This is a genomic window from Synoicihabitans lomoniglobus (assembly GCF_029023725.1).
Classification (GTDB): domain Bacteria; phylum Verrucomicrobiota; class Verrucomicrobiia; order Opitutales; family Opitutaceae; genus Actomonas; species Actomonas lomonigloba.
The window spans coordinates 2,248,410-2,270,611 of the sequence record NZ_CP119075.1; the positions used below are offsets into that span (position 1 = coordinate 2,248,410).

16 protein-coding genes are annotated in these 22,202 nt (G+C 62.2%); 7 read left to right on the forward strand and 9 right to left on the reverse strand.

The window, feature by feature from the left end; genetic code table 11:
- Positions 1 to 5: 5 nt before the first annotated feature.
- Complete coding sequence (locus tag PXH66_RS08870; RefSeq protein WP_330929676.1) at positions 6 to 2,318, forward strand: hypothetical protein; 2,313 nt, start codon at positions 6 to 8, stop codon at positions 2,316 to 2,318.
- A 44-nt stretch (positions 2,319 to 2,362) separates the two neighbouring features.
- Here PXH66_RS08870 and PXH66_RS08875 read toward each other — a convergent pair whose 3' ends face one another.
- Positions 2,363 to 3,214: a helix-turn-helix domain-containing protein gene (locus tag PXH66_RS08875; RefSeq protein ID WP_330929677.1), complete on the reverse strand. Its 852-nt coding sequence runs from the start codon at positions 3,212 to 3,214 to the stop codon at positions 2,363 to 2,365.
- Positions 3,215 to 3,331: 117 nt separating this feature from the next.
- Here PXH66_RS08875 and PXH66_RS08880 point away from each other — a divergent pair, with 117 nt between their 5' ends.
- From PXH66_RS08880 to PXH66_RS08900, 5 genes are all read left to right on the forward strand, one after another.
- Complete coding sequence (locus tag PXH66_RS08880) at positions 3,332 to 4,258, forward strand: phytanoyl-CoA dioxygenase family protein (protein ID WP_330929678.1); 927 nt, start codon at positions 3,332 to 3,334, stop codon at positions 4,256 to 4,258.
- Positions 4,259 to 4,286: 28 nt separating this feature from the next.
- Positions 4,287 to 5,615: a DUF455 family protein gene (locus PXH66_RS08885; protein ID WP_330929679.1), complete on the forward strand. Its 1,329-nt coding sequence runs from the start codon at positions 4,287 to 4,289 to the stop codon at positions 5,613 to 5,615.
- A 227-nt stretch (positions 5,616 to 5,842) separates the two neighbouring features.
- The gene (locus PXH66_RS08890; RefSeq protein ID WP_330929680.1) at positions 5,843 to 7,771 is read left to right on the forward strand and encodes a sodium:solute symporter family protein; all 1,929 of its coding nucleotides are present in this window, start codon (positions 5,843 to 5,845) and stop codon (positions 7,769 to 7,771) included.
- Positions 7,764 to 8,867, forward strand: a complete 1,104-nt coding sequence (locus PXH66_RS08895; protein ID WP_330929681.1) for a Gfo/Idh/MocA family protein — start codon at positions 7,764 to 7,766, stop codon at positions 8,865 to 8,867. Before PXH66_RS08890 ends, PXH66_RS08895 begins: the two co-directional genes overlap by 8 nt.
- 44 nt (positions 8,868 to 8,911) lie before the next feature.
- Complete coding sequence (locus PXH66_RS08900; RefSeq protein WP_330932326.1) at positions 8,912 to 9,778, forward strand: hypothetical protein; 867 nt, start codon at positions 8,912 to 8,914, stop codon at positions 9,776 to 9,778.
- On the opposite strand, the gene PXH66_RS08905 is transcribed toward PXH66_RS08900, so the two are convergent.
- The 5 genes from PXH66_RS08905 to PXH66_RS08925 are packed head-to-tail and all read right to left on the reverse strand — an operon-like array spanning position 9,745 to position 16,824.
- Positions 9,745 to 10,482, reverse strand: coding sequence for a Type 1 glutamine amidotransferase-like domain-containing protein (locus tag PXH66_RS08905; protein ID WP_330929683.1), 738 nt, complete (start codon positions 10,480 to 10,482; stop codon positions 9,745 to 9,747). The genes PXH66_RS08900 and PXH66_RS08905 overlap by 34 nt on opposite strands.
- Entirely contained in the window at positions 10,479 to 11,900 is a 1,422-nt protein-coding gene (locus PXH66_RS08910) for a M28 family peptidase (RefSeq protein WP_330929684.1), read from the reverse strand. The genes PXH66_RS08905 and PXH66_RS08910 overlap by 4 nt, the downstream gene beginning before the upstream one ends.
- Entirely contained in the window at positions 11,897 to 13,822 is a 1,926-nt protein-coding gene (locus PXH66_RS08915) for a glycoside hydrolase family 127 protein (RefSeq protein ID WP_330929685.1), read from the reverse strand. The genes PXH66_RS08910 and PXH66_RS08915 overlap by 4 nt, the downstream gene beginning before the upstream one ends.
- Positions 13,823 to 13,855: 33 nt before the next feature.
- A complete protein-coding gene (locus PXH66_RS08920; protein WP_330929686.1) occupies positions 13,856 to 15,763 on the reverse strand; it encodes a hypothetical protein in 1,908 nt (635 codons plus the stop codon).
- Positions 15,764 to 15,774: 11 nt separating this feature from the next.
- Complete coding sequence (locus PXH66_RS08925) at positions 15,775 to 16,824, reverse strand: WD40/YVTN/BNR-like repeat-containing protein (RefSeq protein WP_330929687.1); 1,050 nt, start codon at positions 16,822 to 16,824, stop codon at positions 15,775 to 15,777.
- A gap of 13 nt (positions 16,825 to 16,837) precedes the next feature.
- Between PXH66_RS08925 and PXH66_RS08930 the strand changes: the two genes are divergently transcribed.
- Positions 16,838 to 17,356 (forward strand): RidA family protein, encoded by a 519-nt coding sequence (locus PXH66_RS08930; RefSeq protein ID WP_330929688.1) that lies wholly within the window; start codon positions 16,838 to 16,840, stop codon positions 17,354 to 17,356.
- 11 nt (positions 17,357 to 17,367) lie between these two features.
- Here the strand turns inward: PXH66_RS08930 and PXH66_RS08935 are convergent, their stop codons facing one another.
- From PXH66_RS08935 to PXH66_RS08945, 3 genes are read right to left on the reverse strand one after another with little or no spacing between them, the layout of a single operon-like run.
- Positions 17,368 to 18,648 carry an aminotransferase class V-fold PLP-dependent enzyme gene (locus PXH66_RS08935; protein WP_330929689.1) on the reverse strand — a complete coding sequence of 427 codons (1,281 nt, stop codon included), beginning with the start codon at positions 18,646 to 18,648 and terminating at the stop codon, positions 17,368 to 17,370.
- Entirely contained in the window at positions 18,645 to 19,502 is an 858-nt protein-coding gene (locus tag PXH66_RS08940) for a DUF6807 domain-containing protein (RefSeq protein ID WP_330929690.1), read from the reverse strand. The genes PXH66_RS08935 and PXH66_RS08940 overlap by 4 nt, the downstream gene beginning before the upstream one ends.
- A complete protein-coding gene (locus PXH66_RS08945) occupies positions 19,502 to 21,970 on the reverse strand; it encodes an alpha-L-rhamnosidase-related protein (protein ID WP_330929691.1) in 2,469 nt (822 codons plus the stop codon). The genes PXH66_RS08940 and PXH66_RS08945 overlap by 1 nt, the downstream gene beginning before the upstream one ends.
- Positions 21,971 to 22,202: the final 232 nt, after the last annotated feature.

The following is a 22,202-nucleotide window of genomic DNA, read 5'->3' on the forward strand; positions in this document are numbered from 1 at the left end:
ACGCGATGTCTACTCCTGCTTCCCACCCCATCACCATTTCCACCGCCGCCGGTTTGGCGGAGTCCGAAGCAGCGCAAGCGCTGGCCTCGCGGCTCGGCACCGCCGTCGTTAAAAACGACCAAGCCGGCGGCGGTTTTAATCTCGCCCTCGCCACCCACGGCTGGATCACCCCGCCCGGGTCGGCCGACCTCAAGCAATGGATCTGGCTGCGTCTTCGCGCCGACGGTTCCGGCGAACTCATTGCGACGCAGGGCTCCTTCCTGTTCACCGGTCTGCGCCTGCTCGAAACCGGCCTGACCGACGACCTGCGCGCCAAGTTGGACGAGGGCCTGTTGTTGCCGGCATCGTTTTCGATGCACCGTCCGCACTACGATGCCACCCTCACTCAATACTGGCGCTCCGCCCGCGGTCTGGATGACGAGGCGCACATGCGGGCCTTGGCCGAGAACGGCTTCACGCACTGCGAAGTCAACGCCCTGCAAGCTCACTTTCCCTACGAGGAATCCATCGAAGCCGAATACTACCCGCAGTTCTACACCTACTGCGCGGGCTTCAATCACTTTGTCGACAGCGAGCTCACCCGGGGGCTGTGGCCGAGCCACTACCTCGAGGCCAACCTCAACCGCTTGAAACATCTGGGCAATCTCGCCCGGCGCTACGGTTTGAAACCCGGCGTGCTCATGTTTGAGCCCCGCACCCTCCCGGAGAAATTTTTCACCAAGTATCCGATGTTGCGCGGGGCCCGCGTCGACCACCCGTTCCGCTCGCGCCTGCCGCGCTACTGCCTGGCTCAGGATCACCCGATCACCAAGCGCCATTATCGCGAAGTGACGGAGCGTCTGATGGAAGCCGTGCCCGAACTCGACTACATGTCGGTCTGGTCCAACGACAGCGGCGCCGGCTTCGAACACACCGCGTCCCTCTACGTCGGTCGCAACGGTGGCCCCTACATGATCCGCGAATGGCGCGAACCCGAACAGATCGCCGAAGTGGCGGGTCAAAGCATCATCGACTACATGGAAAACATTCGCAGCGCCGCCGCGAAGACGAATCCCGACTTCGATGTGATCCTGCGGCTCGAACCCTTCAAGGTTGAGCACGACGTGATCAAGAGCCGCCTCGGCGGACACCTCGGCTGGGAGGGTCCGTCCATGTTGGTGCACGGCTACGACCTGCCGTATCCGCATCCCAAATACCCCGAGAACCTCGGGGTGGCGGGTTCGGTGCTGCACCACTGGATGGACGCCAGCGAAGGCCCGGCCCTCGCGGAGTCCCAAGCCCAGGGCGTCGACCCGGTGCTCAATTATTCGGCTTCCGGCCTCATGAATCACGAGCCGTTGCTTGGCATGCCGTTCCCGCGGTTGCTCCACGCCAAGATCACGGCGTTGCGCGAGATCGGCACCAACCGGGCGAGCTGTTTTGGTGGGTTGCCCCATGTGACCGGCGCGCCCTACTGGCCCAATCCCGTCGCAATTCAGGCGGCGCAGTTCATGCCGGAGCAATCGATCGACACCATCCTGCTCCAGTATGCGGAGCAATTGGTCGGGAAAGATTTCGCGCCCACCCTCGACGCCGCCTGGCGCGAGTTCGAGGACGCGCTGATCTGGCAACCCGGCGTGCCGCTCTACACTTTCATCGGCTTTTGCTGGCAGCGGGCGTGGGATCGTCCCTTCGTGCCCGACATCGAGGCGGTGCCCGCCAAGGACCGCGAATATTACGAACGCTTCGGTTGCTTCCAACACAACAATCCCGGTCTCAACGACCTGGGCAAGGACGTGTTGTTCGATCTCATTTCCCAGGAGCAAGGTGCCAAGATGAGCACGGACATGCAGCGCGAGCTGATCCCCCGGCTACGCAAACTCATCGGCTCACTCAATGACACGCTGGGTAAAATCGGGACGGATTCCACCGACCAGACCGCCGCCGTATTCCGCGATCTGCGCGATCGGGTGCGCGGCTACCTGCACTGGGCGGTGGCCCTGCACAACGTCTGTGCGTGGTGTGCCAATGTCTACGGTTACCTCGACACCGAGGACGAGGCCGAGCGGAAAACCTTTTTCGACCAACTCCAGGCGACGATCGACCTCGATCTCGTCAATACGCAGGAGTTGCTCGATCTGATCGAGACCACCGACACCGAATTCATGGTCGTTTCGGAACTCGGCAATCACACCTTCATTTACGGCGAAGACCTGCCCGACCTGCTGCGTCGACGCCTCAAACTTACCGCGCAATACCGCCACCATCCCCCGCGAATCGATCGCGAGATCATGTGGCGGCCCGTGCCCGGAACGAGTTGGCCCAAAGGTTGGTTATAAAGGGGTTTTTAACCAGGGTCCGCCTCAGGGCGCGTGGAGAAAGATCAGGCTCCGCGCGCCTTGCGGCGAAACTCCGATGGTGTGTCCCCCACGACCTGCCGAAAGGTTTTGGAAAAGTGAAACACGTCACAAAATCCCAATTCCTCCGCCAACGCTTTAAACGAACGATTGCCCTGATAAATGGCCGCGCAGGCAAAATCTATGCGGCACCGCTGCTGGAACTGACCGGGTGAAACGCCCACCGCCGCCGCGAAACGTTTACGGAAACTTTCGTAACTCTGGCCCACTTTACGGGCGACCTCCGCCGGGCTCAAAACGGGCGCCCCGGGACGCACGCCCAGCAGAAGTTGGCTCTCCTTCAGCCAGTCATCCGCCGTCGACCGCTGAGACTCCGCGTGCGTGGCGAGCAAGGCCGTCATGAGATTGAGTAATCGACCAAATATGCGCAAAGCCGACGCGGGATCCTGCGGTGAATCCGATTGAAACACGTCTTCGAAGCGACGCTGCCACATACCCAGCGGCTCCGCATGAGTGAGCGGTTGAGATGCATCCAGGATACCCTCCCGACTCCATTGCTCCCATTGCGGTCCCTCAAAAACCACATAGATCTGCGTCCAATCCCGGCCCTCGTCCGGTCCGTAGGCGTGCGGCAACTCGGGATGCAACCACAGCACATCACCCGCCGATAATGCCCTATGGGTGCCATGGCCGTCGCTGTAAAACCCGTGCTCCAACCGCAGCATGTAAATGAGACTGTATTTTCCCATAACACGCATCGATTTACGATCGATCCCCGGCACATTGTTCACCAACCCGGCGGCTCTGATCGTATTCGCACCTATGGTAATCGGGCGCGTCAGCCAGGGTTGATTCTGGAAATGGTCCTTCGGCGGCATGGTTTACCAAATTCTACATATCTAATCCCATTTCAACTATGTTCTCCGCGATAAATCAGGGTATCTTAGGACCACGCTGATTAGCTGAACACCACACCTCCTTTTACCCACACCGACATGAGCACTCTCGCCCCTGCCATCCCCCAACTGTATTCCTACGGGCACGCCCTCGACATGGACGACGACAAGGTCGGCCTGCTGCGCGACTCCTCCGATGCCGCCACCGATTTCGAGGAACTGCGCCGCCGTTTCGACGAAGACGGCTACCTTTACATGAAAGGTTACCTCGGCCGCGACAACGTGTTGAAAGCCCGCGCCGCCATCACCGACCGCCTCGCCGCCACCGGCGCCCTGCATCCCGATCATCCGACCATCGACGGCATCGCGGCCCCGGACTACAAAAACGGTTTTCGCCCCGAGCTGACCGAGGGCAATGCAGAGGTGCAAAACCTCCTCTACGGCGATCGCCTCGCCGATTTCTACCGCCAATTCTACGGCGAAGACGTGCGCCACTACGACTTCACCTGGCTGCGCGCCATGGGTCCGGGCAAAGGCACCAACCCGCACTGCGACCTGCCCTACATGGGCCGCGGCACCCACCGCCACATGACGTGCTGGGTGCCCTATGGTGACATCTCCTTCGAACTCGGGGGCCTCGTCGTTCTCGAAGGTTCCAACCGCCGCATGGACCTGTTGGAAAACTACGTCTACCGCGACGTCGACGCGTTCTGCGAGAACAAGCCCAAGCAGGTCGAGACCGCCAAGAACGGCGGCTGGACCTTCACCGGCACGCTGTCCCACAACCCGCCTTCCGTGCGCAACAAATTCGGCGGCCGCTGGCTCACCACGGAATTTGAAGCCGGTGACTTCATCACCTTCGGCATGTTCCTCGTGCACGCGTCCCTCGACAACCGCACCGACGACCGGCTCCGCATCTCCAGCGATTGCCGCTACCAACGCGCCTCCGAGCCGATCGACGAACGCTGGGTCGGCGCCAAGCCCCCCGGTCACGATCTCGCCGGCAAGCGCGGCCGTATCTGCTAAACCACTACCACGTTCGCCCCGTTCCGTCATGGTCGCCTCTTCCTCTTCCTCCTCCGGCACCTCCGCCCCGCGCCCCACTTCGTCCGGTCGCATGGTGGCCGTGCAGGAGATGACCCGCCTCCAACGCCGCCTGTTCGAACTCGAGCGCGCGTTCATCACCACCGCCACGTCGCTGGTGCCGCGGGTCGGTGAGCCCGAGCTCAAATACCTGATTTGCCAACACGTCTGGGAAAGCGCCGGCCACGCTCGCTTCATTCGCGAACGCGGCCGCGAGTTGTCCGGTTTCGGTCAGAATGACACCGTGCGGCCCGAGATCAAACGGGTCTACCTGGAAGCTGCCGTCGCACCCGACGAGGCGTGCGCGCTGGCTGGTTTTTACCGCGTGCTGAAACCACAGTTGCTGGCCGCCTACCGGCACTACCTCGAAGCGACCCATCTGCTCGCCGACTGGCCCTCGCGTCGCCTGGTCGAGGAGTTCATCCTCGATGAGGAGCGTCACGCCCAGGAAATCCAAACGTGGCTCGAAACCACACCCGCGATCGACGACTGGTGCGCCCACCTCCAATCCGCCTACGCCACGCTCGGCGGAGATTCCGGACAACCTTTCGTGGGTTCGCTCCCCGACGGTTTTGCCTGGCGTCAGGAAACCGCGCCTTACGCGCACCCGGCCACCTGCAACCGCGGTAAATACCCGCTCTGCTCCAGTGTTTTCAGCGAAGACCCGGAGGAGACTCCGATCGTGCGCGCCTGGTTGACCGACCCGAAGACCGACGCCCGCATCATTCGCACCATGATCTACGTGTGGCTCATGATGGAACTCGATGCCGTCGACTACCTCGCCACCGTTTTCATCGACACCCCGGAAGCCCCGTTCGATCTGCATCACGACATGGCCCGGCACCTGTGGGACGAGTCACGCCACAGCCAATTCGGGTTCCGCCAGCTGCCCAAACACGGCATCGACCTGATGACCGTCGAACACTCCCTCGATCTCTACAACATCCTCGTAAACATGCCGCCGGCGGAACGCTACGCGATGATGACGATGGAGTTCGAAGCCGGCAGTTTCCCGACCAAGGCCCACATCATGGACCGGGTGCGCGAGCTCAATGATTTCGAAGCCGACACCCTGCTCGCCTTCGATCGCAACGATGAGCAAAACCATGTGCGCTACGGCCACCGGTGGCTGCCCGTGATCATGAAACTCTGCGGCGTGCACGAGCCCGTGGATGTCTTCGTCGCCGCCACCCAAAAACGCTTCGCCGAACTCGCTGAGATCCACGGCGGGAAGACCCCGCATTCCCTGTCTCCGGCCGATCGATTGACCGGGGCCAAGATCGCGGCCGCCGTGGTTTAGCACCCGTCTGCAATTTCGTCCTGTTTTCATAAGCCGATCTCGCCTGAGATCGGCTTTTTTTCGGTCCTAATTCTCCATAAATTACCGAACAACAGAAACTAACATTCTAATGAAATTTCATGATTATTAATGACTTGTGATTCCCGATTGATTGCAGACGGTCATTGACGCCCCGCCCGCTCCGTGGCCCCCGGCACCAGGCACAACCCCGATCCCGAACCCTCCGTATGCTTTCCGCCTCCCATCGATTTTTCCTCACTTTCTGGATCCTGATTCTCAGCGCCGGCGTCGCCTCCGCCAACGAATTGGTTTCTCTCGAAATGCGGGATTTAACCGCCGCTGAAATTGACGAACTCGTCCTGCCCAACGAAGAGCTGCCCGCCGACCATGCCGCCCCGCCGGCACCTTTGATGGGCGATGCAATTTCGCCGTCCGGACAGGCGTTTCGTCTGGGCGCGAACCTTTCGGGGCCGCAGCAACTCACGTTTTTTTCCTACCACGCGATCACAAACACTTGGGCCAAAGTTGGATCAATCGATCTACCGGCGGTCCCGGCGCGCTTGTCCCCGATACCACGCGGCTTTGTAGTTGGCTTCGAGGGCTCGGACAGGCGCGCCGCGATCGAGGTGGTGCAGGTGAAAAGTTCCCTCCCCGTGATCGATTGGGTCGTGATCGCAGGCTACCTGATCGCGATGCTCGGCGTGGGGTGGTATTGCTACAATCGGGAAAAACGCGGGGCCGGTTCGACCACGGACTACTTCCTCGCTGGCCGTGACGTGCCGTGGTGGGCCGCGGGACTGAGTCTCTACGCCACCGGCACCTCCGCGATCAGTTTCATCGCCATCCCGGCGCTGTCATTTTCCACCAACTGGCTTTATCTCGGCCAGCAATGCATCGGCGTCTTCGGACTGTTGTTCGTGGCCTACAAAATCATCCCGGTGCTCCGCCGCCTGAATCTCATTTCCATCTATCACTACCTGGAAATGCGGTTTCATCCGTCGATTCGGCTGATGAGCAGTGCGCTCGTGATTCTTTTCCAACTGGTGGGTCGCTTGAGCGTGGTGCTTTATCTGCCGGCCCTCGCCATCGCCAGCGTGACCGGCGCCAATGTCGTGGTCTGCATCGTGCTGATGGGCTTCGTCACCACACTCTACACGTTGGTCGGCGGCATGAAGGCCGTGATCTGGACCGACGTCATCCAAGTCTTCGTCATGATGGGCGGCGCCTTGTTCGCGGTGGGCTACATGATCAATGGCATCGACGGCGGCATCGGCGAAATGATCAACATCGCCAACGCCGAACAGAAGGCGCACCTGTTCGACTTCTCGTGGAATTTCACCACCCCGACCGTTTGGGCGCTGTTTCTGGTGATCCTCACCGATGTGCCCACGTGGCCCAAGGAACAGGTGATGATGCAGCGCGTGCTGGCGACGCGCAGCGACAAGGACGCCCGCTCGTCCGTGCTCACATTGGCGGCCGTGGTCATTCCCGGCAGTTTCTTGTTCTACGCGATCGGCACGGCCTTGTTCACGTTTTACAAAACGCATCCCGACCGCCTGAACCCCTTGATCGATACCGACGCGACCTTCCCGGTGTTTATCGCCGCAGAACTGCCCATCGGCATCACCGGACTCATTATTGCCGGTTTGTTTGCGGCCTCGATGTCCACGCTGTCCAGTGGACTGAACAGCGTTGCCACCCTGTCCTCCATTGATTTCTACGAACGTCTGGTGCCCAAGGCTTCCTCGAAAACCAGTCTGCGCCTCGCTTACGCGGTGACAATTCTATCCGGCGTCATCAGCACGGCGGTCGCGGTGCTCTTCACCTATTTTGACATCAAATCGATGTTCGACGCCATGCTGCAACTCACGGCCATCCTCGGCGGCGGTTTTGCCGGGACGTATGCGTTGGGTCTCTTTACCAAAAGAGCGAACTGGCAGGGGGCTTTGATCGGCACGGGCGCGAGTGTGGCGTGCGCCGTGCTACTGGCCCCGCTTATCAGTCCCATTCTTCTCAACCCCGCCTCGATCGCCACCTGCATGATCGTCGGCTACCTCGCATCGTGGTTCTTCCCTGCCCCGACCCAATCCCTCAAAGGACTTTCTGTTTTCACTCCCCGACAATCTCCGATCACTTCCCTGCCTCCTCATGAGTAAAATTTACCGCGCCGTCCTGGTTGGAACCGGGTCCATCTGCGAAGCCCACCTGCGGGCCGTCGAATCCACCGAAGGCCAAGTCGAACTCGTCGCTGCCGTCGATCTCGATCAAGACCGCGTCGATGCGTTCTGCAAACGCGCCAACGTGCCCGCCGCTTACACGGACTACACCAAAATGCTGCAGGAAGTCGGCCCCGACATCGTGTTGGTCGCCACTCCCCCCAGTCAGCACGCCGCCATGAGCATCGAAGCCATGGAAGCGGGCGCATGGGTGCTGTGCGAAAAACCGCTCTGCGGCTCGCTCGCCGAACTGGATCGCATTCGCGAAGCCGAACAACGCACCGGTTGCTACACCGCCTGCGTGTTCCAAATGCGTTTCGCTTCGTCCAATCTCCACCTCAAGCGCTTGATCGATGCCGGTCAGTTGGGCCGTCCTTTGGTGGGCGTCTGCAACACGCTGTGGTATCGCGACGCCGCCTACTACGCCGTGCCGTGGCGGGGGCGGTGGGAGACCGAACTCGGCGGTCCGACCATGGGACTCGGTATCCATGCCATGGATCACTTTCTCGATCTCTTCGGTGAATGGGAGGAAGTTCGCGCCATGGCCGGCACCCTCGATCGCGACATCGAAGTGGAGGATGTCTCCATGGCAATGGTGCGCTTTTCCAACGGTGCCTTCGGCTCGATCGTCAACAGCGCACTCAGCCCTCGGCAGGAAACCAATCTCCGCCTCGATTTCCAACGCGCCACCGTCGAACTCACTCACCTCTACGGCTACACCCGCGACAGCTGGAAAGTCACCCTCGCTCCGCCTGCCCAGGACGACTCGCTCCTGCAAGCGTGGCAAAGCTACCCGCCCGATGTGGGTTCCACGCACGGTGCCCAGCTGACCGCTTTTGTGAAAAACATGGAACGAGGCGAGTGCCCCCACACTTCGGGGATCGAGGCCCGCCGCACCATCGAGTTGCTCACCGCCATCTACAAGTCGGCCTTCACCAACCGTCCCGTGTTGCGCGGCTCGATCGAGCCCGGCGATCCCTATTACACCCAGTTGCACGGTGGCGGAAAACCGTATTCCGCCTCCCCAAATACGTAGGCGGTCCCGCCACCGCCATCGTCCGTGCCCGTCGCGCTGTGAGCATGCTTCATCTGGCCAACGCAGAGCTGCGGGTCGACCTGCTTGATCCCACCACGGAGGCCGCTCGTCTCGGGCCCCGCTTCTGTGGCGGAGGTTACATCTGGCAAATCCATGACCTCCGGGTCGGACCGCTGTTAAGTGGTCCCGAGGGGCCGGAATCCGCGCCGGATCCGTTCAACGGCCACGGTTTGCCCGAATCATTCCGCGACCGCACGCGCGACGGTCGGGCCTTGCTGTGGAACGAAGTCGGCGACGAAGGCCTCGCCCCCGGTGCCGGCCGACTCGGTCGCGACCCATCCGGCGTCGTGCTGACGGCACCACCGGTGTGGAACATCATGGCCGGCGAGAGCCACCTCGAGTTCCGCACCCGCCACGCTGCCGCCGGGCACGACTGCGAGGTCGTCCGTCGCATTGAACTCTCCGATCGTCGTGTGCGCAGCCACAGCACGCTGGTTAACCGGGCCTCCGCGCCGCTCTCACTGCAGTGGTTTGCGCATCCTTTCTTTGCCTTGGATGCCGAGCATCACATCGCGCTCTCCGTGCCCCCGACGACCACGTTGGCTGCGGACTCCGGCTTCACTCTGGCGGCGGGAGTCATCACGCCTGCCCGCCGCTACGACGGTCAGTTCGACGGCGCATTCACCTTGCTCGGATGGCCGACCGGCACGCCGCTGGATGTGCGTCTCTCGCATCCTCGCCTGCGTGACGGTATTCGGTTTACCACCACATTCGCTCCCGCGGAGTGCCCACTGTGGATGAATGGTTTCACGTGTTCGATTGAACCCTATCAAACCCTCGATCTGGCTCCCGGTGAATCCCGGGAATGGACCCTCACCTACGACTTCGGGCTGCCGCACGGCACCGCCTGACCCACCGCAATTTCGACGCGGTCGCCCCCGGGTCCATAAACCCAAATCGGCCCCAGTCTCGCGGTGAATTTGCCCTGGTGCCAACGCGCCATCGCTCGATCACCCAAAGCCAACACGCGCTCGGTCGGATTGAATCGCAGGTAGTGGTGCACCTTCGCGGTGCGCACGCTGTGATCGGGCTGATGATCGGCCCGAGGATGATGCGGATTGAGCACGAAAGGCACAAATCCCAGCGCATCCCGGGTTGGAATGTCGGTGACGGGAAAGTCGTTCGTGGCCCCAATCCGCAGACCCGCGACATTTGCCCCCGCACTGCTGCCCCCATAAGGCACGCCCGCCTCCACGCGCTCGCGAATCACCGGAATCTGCCCTGATTCGTGGAGCTCACGCAACAACCAGAACGTCTCGCCGCCCCCAGTGAAAATGGCGTCGGCCGACGCGAGTTGCCGCCGCGCAGCTTCATGATCGTAGTGGTGCAGCGAAAACGCCTCGTGCGGACCAATCGCCGCGAACGCGTCCTGCAGCAAACGCTCCATCGCGTCGCGGTCATCGGGATGGGTGGCATGCAACATCAACGCAATACGCCGACAACCGGCATAATGCTCGCGCATGATCGGCTGCGTTTCCGGCGCAAACCGATCATCCGCCATCATGGCGCCGCCCACGACCAACACGGAGGCGTTTGGCGAAGGCTGCCACCTCATGGTTCGACCGGGCCGAATTCCGCCGGCCACATGCCGACCGCCTGGAGTCGTTTCTCCAATTTGGCGTTGCGAAACATCTCCTCGGTGGCGGCCGCGTCCCGGGTGCCGCCGGGCAGTTCCGGATCGTCGGCCAACGAAACCACCAGCGAAGCAATCACCGCCGAAGATTCACGAATGATCTCCGAACTGAGCTTGTCGAAGGTATCGCCAAAATCGTGGTAAAACCGGACGGACTCGCGGGGAATGGGCGCGTTGAAGGTGACCGTGCGCACGCCTGCGAGTTGGTAAGGCGTGTGATCACTGGCGATCCACGTTTTGTTCTCCACGCCACCGCTTAGCGCCGCATCGCCCCGGCCGGTGTTCCAGCGTTCGAGCGCCGGCATCAAATCCGCGTCACCGAGGGCATTGACCGCGATGGGCACGCCCACCATGTCGAGATTGACCATGACGATCGGCGGTCGCTCGGCATCAGCGCCTTCCGTGGCCGCGTAACGCGAGCCCCACAGTCCCTGCTCCTCGCCGTTAAACCACACCAACTCCACCGAGCGCTCCAATTCCTGCCCGCGCAGGGTTCGTGCCAGAGCAAACAACTGCGCGATGCCCAGCCCATTGTCCATCGCCCCTTGGCCGCGATCCCAACTGTCGAAATGGGCTCCCACCACAATCGTCTCGGCCGATTTCCCCGGGAAGCGCAGCCGCAGATTCGTGGTGGTGATGGGCTGCGTGTAGGAGCGCGAACGCAGTCCCACTTTGACCGGCAAACCGCGCGCGATCAGGCGCCGCATCCAAAACCCTTCCTCCTGCGTCACTGAAAATATCGGCAACGACAACGGCTCGCCATGAAAGCCGCCGGTCCGCGCCAGCAACTGCCCGCCGCCCTCGCGGTTGATGAACATCAAACCGGCAAACCCATGCGCTTTGGCGCGGTCGGCCACATCATTGGCGCGACCGCTCGCGGACGGCCCGAACAGGCCGATCGCCCCCGTCGGCATATCATCCGTAAAGGCTTCTGCGCCCCCACGCCCCAGATCCACCACCGCACCTTCCATCGCCGCCGAGGTTTCGATGTAGCCGAGACCGATTGCTCTCATTTTGCGTTTAACCGGCAGGATCATGCGCAGGGTGTCCTCCTCCCGCACCCACCCGGGCATTGAAAACGTTTCCCGCTCCGGCGTGAGTCCCAGATCGTGCAACGCCTGCTCCAGGTCATGCAGGGCGGCTTCGTTGGCCGCGCTGCCGGTGAGTCGGCCGCCGTGGTCGTCGCACAGGTGCTCCAAGAACGTGACCGGAGCCTCGTCCGCCAGGACTTTTTGCGCCGCGCCCGCCGGGGTCAGCGCCATCGCTGGCGTCGACAGTGCCGCCATCACCAATGCCACGATCAGCCCACGCCGATCCGAATGTTTCAAAAATCGTTTCATGTTTCGTAGTCGCGTATCCAAATTCTCATTTCGCCTTCACCCCGATGGCCCCACCACGCATAGGGTATCGCCCGCAGGGGCGTCGCCTGCCGGACCGGTGAGGCATCATCATACAGTCCGGCGGGAGCGATTTCCCGCTGCGCCTCGCCGGTGATAACCATGACCCCGTCCCAGAGATCTCCGTCGAAGCTAACTTCCAACGGAGCATCCCGCCGCACGCCGAGCGTGCCGAGTTGCGCACCATGGTCGGCTTCCTCCACCGCATAAACGAGCGGGCCCCGCTGCAGAGCAATCCGTCCGGCGGCCGCGGTGAGACCGGGATGCGCCCGCACGCGCTGCACCGGCAGGGGAAGATCCGCCATCAAGGTATCGCCTTCCTCCCAGCGGCGTCGCAAGCGCAGGTAACCATGCTCCGCCGTGGCGGTCAGGGGAGCACCGTTCAACGCCCACTGCGCGCCGGGAACCGGTCCGGACGCCCGCACGGCCAACTCGACCGTCTCCGCCGGAGCCGCCTCCACCGTGATCACCACCCGGCTGGTCCAGGGATAGTCGGTGGTCACCCGCACATGCCAGGCGTCCTCGCGAATCGTCATGTCCGCAAACAAATGCAGCGCGAGCCCCTCCGCCGTGCGGCTGACGGCGTATTGACCCAGCGACGACAACAACCGCGCCACATTCGGTGGACAACAGGCGCAGCCGAACCACGGCACACGCTGGGTTTTCACCATCCGGCAATCGTATCGGCGGTGCGTCTCCGGCGGCGTCACCGCCAACGGGTTCACGTAAAAGTAGTGGCAACCGTCACGCGAAAGCCCCGCGAGCACGTTGTTGTAAAGTGCCCGTTCCATGACCTCGGTGTAACGGGCATCGAGCTCGAGGTCCAACATCCGGCGCGCCCAAAACACGAGGCCGATCGCTGCGCAGGTTTCCGCATAGGACCGGTCGTCAGGTAAATCGAACGGCGCGGAAAACTTCTCTCCACCGGGTCCGTCCGACCCGATGCCGCCGATGATGTAGAGATGCCGCGCCACCATGTCGTCCCACAGCCGTCGGCAGGTTTCGCCCAAGGCTTTGTCGCCACGATCGCGCGTGAGATCGGCCATGGCCGCGTAGAGATACATGGCGCGCACCGCATGTCCGCGCGGCTCCGTGTGCTCGACCACCGGCGCATGTGCCTGCCAATAAGCGAGGTCGTCGCCGTGCACGTAAATCGGCGGAGTCTTCTCCTGCCGCGCCGAGGCCTCCGCCGTGAAATACGCCGGAGATGCGCCGCGCTCGCTGACGAAATAGTGGGCCAACTCCAGCGCGGATCCATCGCCGGTCGCGTGCGCCAGTCGCACGAGCGCCAGCTCCAGCTCGGGGTGACCCGGGTAACCCCGGATTTGGTCTTGGCCGTGACCAAACGTGCGCGCCAGCAAAGCGGTCAATTTGGTGGCGACGGCCAACAGGCGTGGTGAACCCGTCGCTCCGTGGTGCGCCACCGCGGCTTCGATGAAGTGACCGGCACAATACAACTCATGCATGTCGCGCAGATTGCTCCACCGCGGAATGTCCGGCTGCAACTGGTGATAGGTGTGCAGATAACCGTCGGGGGCCTGCGCCCGCTCATAAAGATCGACCAGCTCATCGACCGCGGCGCTGAGTTTCGCATCGCTCGTCAAGGTGAGTCGGTAACAGGCCGCCTCCAGCCACTTGGCCATGTCGGAATCCTGGAAACAAAGGCCCGCGAATGCCCCCGTCTCGTCTCCCGCGGCGATGCGGAGGTTGCGCACGGCATGGCTCGGCGGCGCCCCGGGAATGCGATCATTCAACGCCTCCCATTGCCGCTGCAAGGTGACGGTGCCGATACGTTCGATACGTTCGGCGAGCAGTCCGCCGGTGAAGCGGACTGCGGCCAGGGGAAGTGAGGTGGGAGTAGGCACGACGATGAAGGGGTAGATCGTGAAACCGAAGTCTTAAGGCGTCACCGAGTCGGTGATGGAAAGCGTGTTGAAATCGAGCACGCGTCGCAAGCGACCATGCGAGATGGTGAGCACCCGACTGCCGAGCTCACTGTTGAGGTGCGTGCCCTCAAACAGCTTCCACCCCGCGTAATCGACGGGTTGTCCGCCAATACTCGGCGTCGCGCCAAATTTGGCGTGCATGACATGTCCCCGCAGATTGGTGAAGGTCACGGTGGGTTCGTCAGCCAGCGAGTAGCTGAGCGGCAAGGCGTTGATGGCCGCTTGGAAGTCCGCGAAACTCGCAAACTCGGAAACGCTCGCCGCCTGCAGAATCGTGCCATTCTTGACGTGCGGACTCGTCAGCACACGGCCGCCGGTCGGCTCGGTCTTTTCCGGATCGCGACTATTGGGATAACTCACATGCGGCACCCAATGGTAAGGCGCGAGCGGACGGTAGGCCAGATACGTGTCGCCGCCGCGCGCGAAGATCCAGCCCGAGGCGTCTTCGGTCACATCCTCGAGGTCCTTGGAAAAGAATCCGTTCACGTGGGGAAAGCGCGCATCGGGCGCGATATCGTAGAGGGCGATCACCGCATCGAGATCCTGCACGACTTGTTCATACGGCGAACAACCAAGCAGTTTGTCCGGCGAATCATAGGACGGTTTACCCTCCGACGTCACCCCGATCGGCATGGGTTCAGGATAGGTGGTGAAGAACATTTGCATGACCCGGCCGGACGAGTGCGGATGCATCGAAAACATCGTGTTGTGCACGCCGCGGGGATCATCGACCGCCCAGGTGACATCCCAGACATGCGATTGGATGGGATCGCTGATGCCGCCCTGGGTCGAGCCGACCGCGTAGTCCTCGCGCAAATACTGCGTTTTGTAGATCGGACGCATGTGCTCGTCGCTGTAACGCCAAATGCGGCGGGAACGCGCGCGGTCGTGTTGCAGAGTATCGGCGTCGCGATCCAGCGCGAGGCGGTAGATCACTTCTGGGACTTCGTAATTTTCCGCCAGCACGGAAAAATAGTTACCCCAGCCCCAACCACGGAAGCCCTCGCCGACCGGCACGTTGCCGAAGAGTTGCCATGAAAAATAGGTGGCGAGCGCATACCACCGTTCCACGACGGAGGTGTCATCGGTGCGGGAGTTCGGGCCGCGCGGCATCCCATCCAGGGTGACGGTGGCGAGTTCCGCGAAGAGCCAGTCGAGCATCATCGTGCCCCGTTGCCGCATCGCGGGATCGTCCGCATACGATGCGAGCATCAGCATGGGAATCGCGTATTCGCCGAGATAGTGCGTGGGGTTGTATTCCCCCTGCCCGATCGTCGTGGTAAGCTTCATCCAGTCGAGCAACCACCCGCGGGCTTCGGTTCGGTTCTCCGCTGAACTGAGGCCGTTGGCCCACCCCGCAGCTGACTCGTCCGGATAGAGTTCCGCCATCAAATAGAGGGCGGTATGATACATCACCCAGTGGTTCTCGGTGTCGCCCCGCAACTGACGGGTCGTGCGCCAGGCTTCGTGGATGGCTTCGCGGGCCTCGACAGACAATTTATCGCGACCGGCAAAGGCCACCATGGCGGTGGGAAACATCCAGAACGGACCCGTGCCCGGCTCCTTCATCAGCTCGATCACCCGCGCGTCACATGCCGCGATATCCTCGTCGCGCGTGAGTTTCATGGCGATCGTGGCCATGTCCATTTTGTCCAGGCCAATCTCGGCATAACGCGAGATGCGCCAGTCGATCATTTCCTGGGCGCGCGCCAGATATTGGGCGCGTCTTACCGGCACGCTTGCCACGACGTCACGCGTGGGCGGCGGTCCCTCAAAGGAGGGTTGCGCGACAACGGATCCGCTCGCCACGAGTGCGGCGACGGCGAGAATTTTGCGAGTAAGGGGAAAGGGAAAATGCATCGGAAAGCGGGTCAGGAACGGGGCACGGAAACGAAATTATTCACCAGCGAGCCGGCGAGTGCGTCCGGCGTCCAGGTGCGGCCGAAGTCATCGGAGTAGTAGAGCGTTTCCTGGAAAACACTGGCGTAAAGGCGACCGGTATTGGGCTCGACGCCCACCCGCCAAACGCGTGGGTTTTCCGGCAGTCCGGCGTCGCGTGAGGTCCAGCTTTTGCCCCCGTCTTCGCTGGTCCAGACCCCGTAGGTCCAACTCGCCACCGCCAGGCGGTTCGCGTCGGTGGCGTCGAAGGTTACATTGTAGATCGCGTGTTCATGGGGCAGGTTCGCGATTTGGTTCCAGCTCTCCCCGTTGTCGTGTGATTCCCAGGCCCCGTGGGTATCGGTCACCGCCACCCAAAAATCGGGGTCGTGCGGGGACTGCCGGATGTCGTTGACCGTCGTCTCCGTCGGCAGGACGCAGCGCCAGTTCGCGGCGGCGTCTACGGTGAGGAACACGCCTTTTTCGCATCCCGCCAACCCGCGGTTCGCGACCACGCGATCCAACGCGATGCGCTGGGTGAATTTACCGCGGTCGGGCAGTCCGTGCTCGCGCCGTTGCCACGTCTGTCCCCGGTCTTCGGATACGGCGATTCCGGAAGGCAGGGCGAGATAGACGCGATCCGGGGCAAACGGATCGACCGCCACATCGCGGCCTTCGGTCATGTCCCAACTGTTGGTCATGCGCCAGGTGTCCCCTCCATCGAGACTGCGCCAGATGCCGTTGAGCGTCGTGGTGTAGAGCACGTCGCGGTCGCGGGGATCAAACGCCAGCGCCGTGATCGTGGTATCGTTGTATCCGAAGTGCTGCCATTCGCCGGTGGTTTCGTCCCGCGAAAACAGACCGTTGGTGGTGACGATCTTCGAACCGATCACGTAGTTGCGGTTGATGTTGGCGCACAGATAAAAATCATAGTCAACCGGCGCAGCCGACAGGGAGAAACCGGCGAGCACGCCGAGGACGATTCCCGACGACAACAGGCGGCGAAAACGGGATAAGGGATTGCGGACGGGAGGTATTGGCATTGCGGTAACGGGGATGAAATTAAGCACGCTATTGGTGATGGGATTTTTGATCGCGGGGGCGGCGCTACGAGCAGCGACTCCGGAGGAAAACGTAAAAAGTCTGGGGCTGGTTCTGCCGCCCGCCGCATCGCCGGTGGCGAACTACGTGCCGGTCGTGCGCACGGGCGATTTGGTTTTTCTGGCCGGTCACATTCCCCGCGATGACGCCGGTCAGGTCATCACCGGCAAGGTGGGCGAAACGGTCACCATGGCCGAGGCCCAGGATGCGGCCCGCCGCACCGCTCTCGCGCTGTTGGCGACGCTGCGGCAGGAACTCGGATCGCTTGACCGGGTGAAGCGCATCGTGCGGGTCGAGGGCTTTGTGAACTGCCCGACCGACTTCACGGCTCAATCCTCGGTCATCAATGGTTGCTCGGATTTGTTGATTGAGGTTTTCGGCGATCAGGGACGCCACGCGCGCATGGCGATCGGCGCCGGTTCCCTGCCCCTCAACACGACCGTCGAAATCGCGCTGATCGCGGAAGTGGACTAAAACGGGTTTCGTCATGCCGCGCGCAGCTCTTGCTCGACCGCGGCGATAAGCGCATCGATTTCTTCGATCGTATTGAAGGCGTGGCACGAGACGCGCACCGCATCGAGGCCCTGTTCCGACACCGGACGGCAGCGCATGCGGTGACGACTCCACAGGGCACCAAACAGCTCCCGGTAGCCCAGACGTTCGCTGCGAATCGTCAGCATGGACGCGCGCAGATCCGCATGCGTTGGTGTTAAAATTTCCAGGTCGGGAATGGGGGTCAACCCGGCCCGCAAGCGCTCCGCCAGTTCGCGACCGTGACGGGCGATGGCATCCCGGCCGATATGTGTTTGCCAACGCATGGCTTCCACCAATCCCAACTCCCGGGCCACGTCGCGCGTGCCGTATTCGTAACGACCGGCGTTGGGCGTGAATTCGATGCTCCCGGGCAAATTTTCGACTTCACCGGAATAAGCGCCAACGAGCGGCGGCACGAGTTCGTCCTGACGGGCCCGACGCACCACCAACATGCCCGACTCGCGCGGGCCGCCCAGCCACTTGTGACCGCTGGTGGCATAGGAGTCGCAACCCATGGCGGCAAAATCCACCGGGATCATACCCGCCGATTGCGCGCCATCGATGTGAAACCATACGCCGTGCGCTTCACAGAGTTTGGCGATCGAAGCGACCGGCATGACAATGCCGGTGGGAGCGGTGATGTGCGATACCTGCACCACCCGCGTGCGACGGGTCATCAACGCCTCGATCCGCTGCAGGTTCCCCTCCGGTGAGGTGGGGTCCGGTTCAAACAAACGCACCGCCACACCTTTTTGCTGCGCCTGCAACAACCACGGAAACGAACCACCGGGATGGGCGTGGGATTCAAAAATCACTTCATCCCCCCGTTGCAGATCCAGCCCGCCGGCGACGATGCCGTTGCCTTCGGTCGCATTGCGCACGAAGGAAACCTCGTCTTCCGCCGCGCCGAGAAAACGCGCCGCGTCCCCGCGCACATCGTGGATCCGGCCGTGTCCGGTTTCAACGTGCCACTGCAACTCCTCGGCTACCTGGGCGGTGAATGATTTGATCGCAGCCGGGGACGGACCCAGTCCGCCCGTATTGAAATAATGGAGACCTGGATCGAAGTCGTAGGCGGCTCGCATCGCCGACCAATAATCGTCGCCCGCCGCCACGGAATAAGGCCGCAGGGATTCCGGCAGCGAGGCCGGCGCGGCCAGCAGTTTGCTCGCGCCCAATCCGGCCAACCCGAGACCGCAACGTTTGAGAAAGGCTTTTCGGTTCAGCGTCATGCGTCAAAAATATGCAGCTCGTGATCCAACTCGCGAGTTTCGCCCGCCGGAATAATCCAGGCATTTTCCCGATGCGGCGCCCACGCCACCATGGGATCATTCGGTCGCACAAACCACGGTAGCGGACCGGACTTGGATTCGAACCGCAGGCGGGTGCGGCGCAATGATCCGTCATGCTGAGCGTGCCACTCCACCCAGTTCGAAGTGTGACCGTGCAATGCCTCCAACTCGGTTTGGCCGCCCTCTCCCACCACGCGAATCGTGGCGTCGCCATGTTGATCCAACAACCCGCGCGCGCCGCGGAACTGCAACCCGGAATAGTGCGATCCATCCAGACCGCCCAGGCTGTGATAATTGTCGCAACGCAGATCAAACGAACCGGGATTGGTGAGCCGACTGATCCACTGCAAGGTCCAGCCATCGTCACGCAGCGTGGTGGCAAGCGTGCGCTCTTCCGTGAGCACCACCGCGGCGTCCGGTTGCGAGTCGAGCCACGTTAAACGCTGCACCAATCGCGCGGGAGTTTTGAGCAACCACTCGTCGTGCTGTTGCACGCCATGATCCTGCCGCCACTGGTAACCGTCGGCCGCCCGATGCGAGGGGCCACCCCAGAAATTCACGCCGTTGACCGAGGTGAGAGTAAAACTCAACCCGTGGTGCCACGGATGATCGTTGGGCCGCCAATTGGTCAACACATCGCCGTGACGCGTGTGCAGCGGATGCATGAACGGACGCGGCGATTCGTTGGCCGGTGTTCCGGGCCGGTAGGCATACGACCACAGCTCACCACCACCCACTGGGGCAACGGCGAGTCGGCCGGTTTCCGTTTCGCGAATTTCGAGGGCAGATTGCATTATGCGTTCGCCCCCCAGCTCCATGCGCCCCCCGGCGACTCGTGCACCGAACCGTCGGGCAGCACGATTTCCACCGGGGTGTCCGGCGGGGAATCGATGGAGATCCGCCACTCATCTCCGGCCCGACGCCAATCGACTCTCACCATGCCGCGCGGCGTGCACACCCGGCCCTTGGCCCAGGGCAAACCGCAGGGATGCGGCTGCACCCGGATGGTGGCAAAGCCCGGCGACGTGGGACGCACCCCCAGCACGCGGTTGAGGAACTCCAACACGGGGTGCGCACTCCAGGCATGGCACAACGAGCGCCAATAACTGTTCTCCTCGACGAAGGTATCAAGACCCAGCGCGATGGATTCGTGCCACGGCCCGAGCAGGTTCGGCATTTCGTCGTAAGTGCCCATGCGCACCATGGCGGTGAACACGGTGTGCCACGCAAAAAACGATCCCGGGGCCAACTTCTCGTCGTGCGGAAAACGTTGCTTAAGGCGTTCGCACGTCGCGTCGTTCGCCGCCCCACACACCACGGCCCACGCGTTGCCGTAGAGACTGACTTCCGGGCCACCCGGACGATCGAAATACAGTCCCTCGGTCTCGGACCAGAACAACTCGTGCAGCTGTTGCCGGGCAACCGCGGCTTCCTCCCGCAGCGTCGCGGCTTCCGCGTCGCGCCCCAGCCAATCACACATTTGCGCCACTTCGTCGAGCGCCAGAATCCATTGCGAGGCGATGATACACGTGGGGTCGGAATCGGCACCTGGCACCACCCCGCGCGGCCACCACGGACACCAATCGGTAATGTTCCAATAGGGCAACTTCGCCGGGAGTCCGCTGACGTCGCGATGCCGACGAAACCAATCCAGCACCCCCTGCATGCCGGGCAGGACTTCTTTCACCGTATCGAGATCTCCGCTACAAAGACCGAAGTCGCGCACCGCCGTGATCCAGTGCAGGGACCACGACGGGATCACCTGCAACAAGCGCGAGGGAAACCGGCTTTGGGTGAGCCCCTCCGGTCCGCGCGACCAATCAAACTGCAACAACGCCTGCCGACTCAAACGGTAATCGCCGCTGGTGAGCATACCGAGATGCGACGTGATCATCGTGTCCCCGGCATACTGCATCTGCTCGTAGTGCGGACAGTCCTCGAACGTTTCATGGGAGCACAGTCGCATCGTGCGCAGGCCCGCGTCCCATATTTTCGACCAACTGGCATCCGCGCACGCGAAGTCCGCTTTTTCCTCATACGGATAAGCGGAGTAACGGTAGCTCACCGCCCGCAAGGTGAGCGGTTGGGCGCCGGTCTTGAGGTGCAGGCTGACATAACGAAATGCCCGCCAATGCAACGGCTCGTAGGTCGCGTCGGCATCACCGGCCGGGCGCCAAACATCCGACCAACCCGAGATGCGGCCGCGGCGATCAAAGGTCCACCCCGTGCCCTCGTCGGCGAAATGCGAGGCGAGATTCTCCAAGGGTTGTTGCTCGCCCAACAATTCCGCCTCGGGCGTGTCCCACGGCAACCGCAGGGCCTCGGCGTAGGTCAGCCTGACGGTTGCCCCCGCGCCCTCGGCGGCGCGCAGGAGCGGATAGCCGGTCGTGATCGTGCCGGTGTCAAATATCACTTCGATCTCGCTGTGCGCCGGCAGCGTCGCCGTCGCTGGCGCTCCGGTTGAGGAGTTGTCCAACAACTTCGCCCAATCCGCGCTCAACGCTCCTCCGCCCGGGAGAAACGCATCCGCAAAGGTCACCGGTGCGCCCTCCTCGAGCGGAGGAATCAACCGGGGAACGAGACCATACGGGCTGGCCGGGTCGCGACGTTCTTCCCGCCGCTCCGCCGGATAAAGCGTGGTCGCGTCCGCCCACGCCGACGCATCGAACCCGGCATCGAGCCAACCCTGCGGCAATTCGGTATCCACCCGCTCTTCAAAATAGCCGTGATAGCCTTCGAAACGCGTGCCATCATTCTGAAACCGATAAGCTTGGTCGATTGCCACGCGCCAACCTCCCCGTCCGGTGTCGAGCACCTCATCGGCGCCCGCCCCCGCCACGGTGCCTTGGAGTAAAAATCCCCCGGCATAGGTCATCACGGAACACGGTGCGCCCAACGCCGTGGGCCGATGGGCCACGCTGGACATGTCCCAAACCAACGCCGCGATCACGTTGCGACCCGTCCGCAAAAACGGACCAATGTCGTAGGAATCATAAAAATGGTGATGAATATCGCCCTTCGCGGGTCCCCGACCCACAAACGCACCGTTGCAATAAAGCACGTAACGGCTGTCCGCACTCACGTGAATCACCCCGTGCGCGTCGGCGGCATCAGCTAGCTCCCACTCCCGGCGAAACCGGCGCACCTTGTAATGCGAAGGCGATTCCGCGCCGACGGGCGATTCGGCATGAGTGCCTTCCGCCGACCATATCCAGGAGGCACCTTGCTTGAACGGTAACGGGGCGGAACGAGAATCAGACACGGGAAAATAAGTTGGAGAAACAGCCTGGCCGGGGCACAGACCGCGAGAGGTAGAACGAACGAAACGGGGGAATGAAATGACGGACTTCGCGCCCGAGCAGCCGGACTCAAGCGCAAAGCAAAGAGGTGGCATACGTCTGCAATTCAGGCAATACTTTCATGTTTTTTCATTCATTTCTCATGAATTGAAATTTCACGACCGTCTTCATGGATCGTTCAATTCATTTTTAGCC

Coding starts and splice junctions, on each gene's coding strand:
- PXH66_RS08870 (WP_330929676.1), top strand. CDS start 6: ATGTCTACTCCTGCTTCCCACCCCATCACCATTTCCACCGCCGCCGGT.
- PXH66_RS08875 (WP_330929677.1), bottom strand. CDS start 3,214: ATGCCGCCGAAGGACCATTTCCAGAATCAACCCTGGCTGACGCGCCCG.
- PXH66_RS08880 (WP_330929678.1), top strand. CDS start 3,332: ATGAGCACTCTCGCCCCTGCCATCCCCCAACTGTATTCCTACGGGCAC.
- PXH66_RS08885 (WP_330929679.1), top strand. CDS start 4,287: ATGGTCGCCTCTTCCTCTTCCTCCTCCGGCACCTCCGCCCCGCGCCCC.
- PXH66_RS08890 (WP_330929680.1), top strand. CDS start 5,843: ATGCTTTCCGCCTCCCATCGATTTTTCCTCACTTTCTGGATCCTGATT.
- PXH66_RS08895 (WP_330929681.1), top strand. CDS start 7,764: ATGAGTAAAATTTACCGCGCCGTCCTGGTTGGAACCGGGTCCATCTGC.
- PXH66_RS08900 (WP_330932326.1), top strand. CDS start 8,912: ATGCTTCATCTGGCCAACGCAGAGCTGCGGGTCGACCTGCTTGATCCC.
- PXH66_RS08905 (WP_330929683.1), bottom strand. CDS start 10,482: ATGAGGTGGCAGCCTTCGCCAAACGCCTCCGTGTTGGTCGTGGGCGGC.
- PXH66_RS08910 (WP_330929684.1), bottom strand. CDS start 11,900: ATGAAACGATTTTTGAAACATTCGGATCGGCGTGGGCTGATCGTGGCA.
- PXH66_RS08920 (WP_330929686.1), bottom strand. CDS start 15,763: ATGCATTTTCCCTTTCCCCTTACTCGCAAAATTCTCGCCGTCGCCGCA.
- PXH66_RS08925 (WP_330929687.1), bottom strand. CDS start 16,824: ATGCCAATACCTCCCGTCCGCAATCCCTTATCCCGTTTTCGCCGCCTG.
- PXH66_RS08930 (WP_330929688.1), top strand. CDS start 16,838: ATGAAATTAAGCACGCTATTGGTGATGGGATTTTTGATCGCGGGGGCG.
- PXH66_RS08935 (WP_330929689.1), bottom strand. CDS start 18,648: ATGACGCTGAACCGAAAAGCCTTTCTCAAACGTTGCGGTCTCGGGTTG.
- PXH66_RS08940 (WP_330929690.1), bottom strand. CDS start 19,502: ATGCAATCTGCCCTCGAAATTCGCGAAACGGAAACCGGCCGACTCGCC.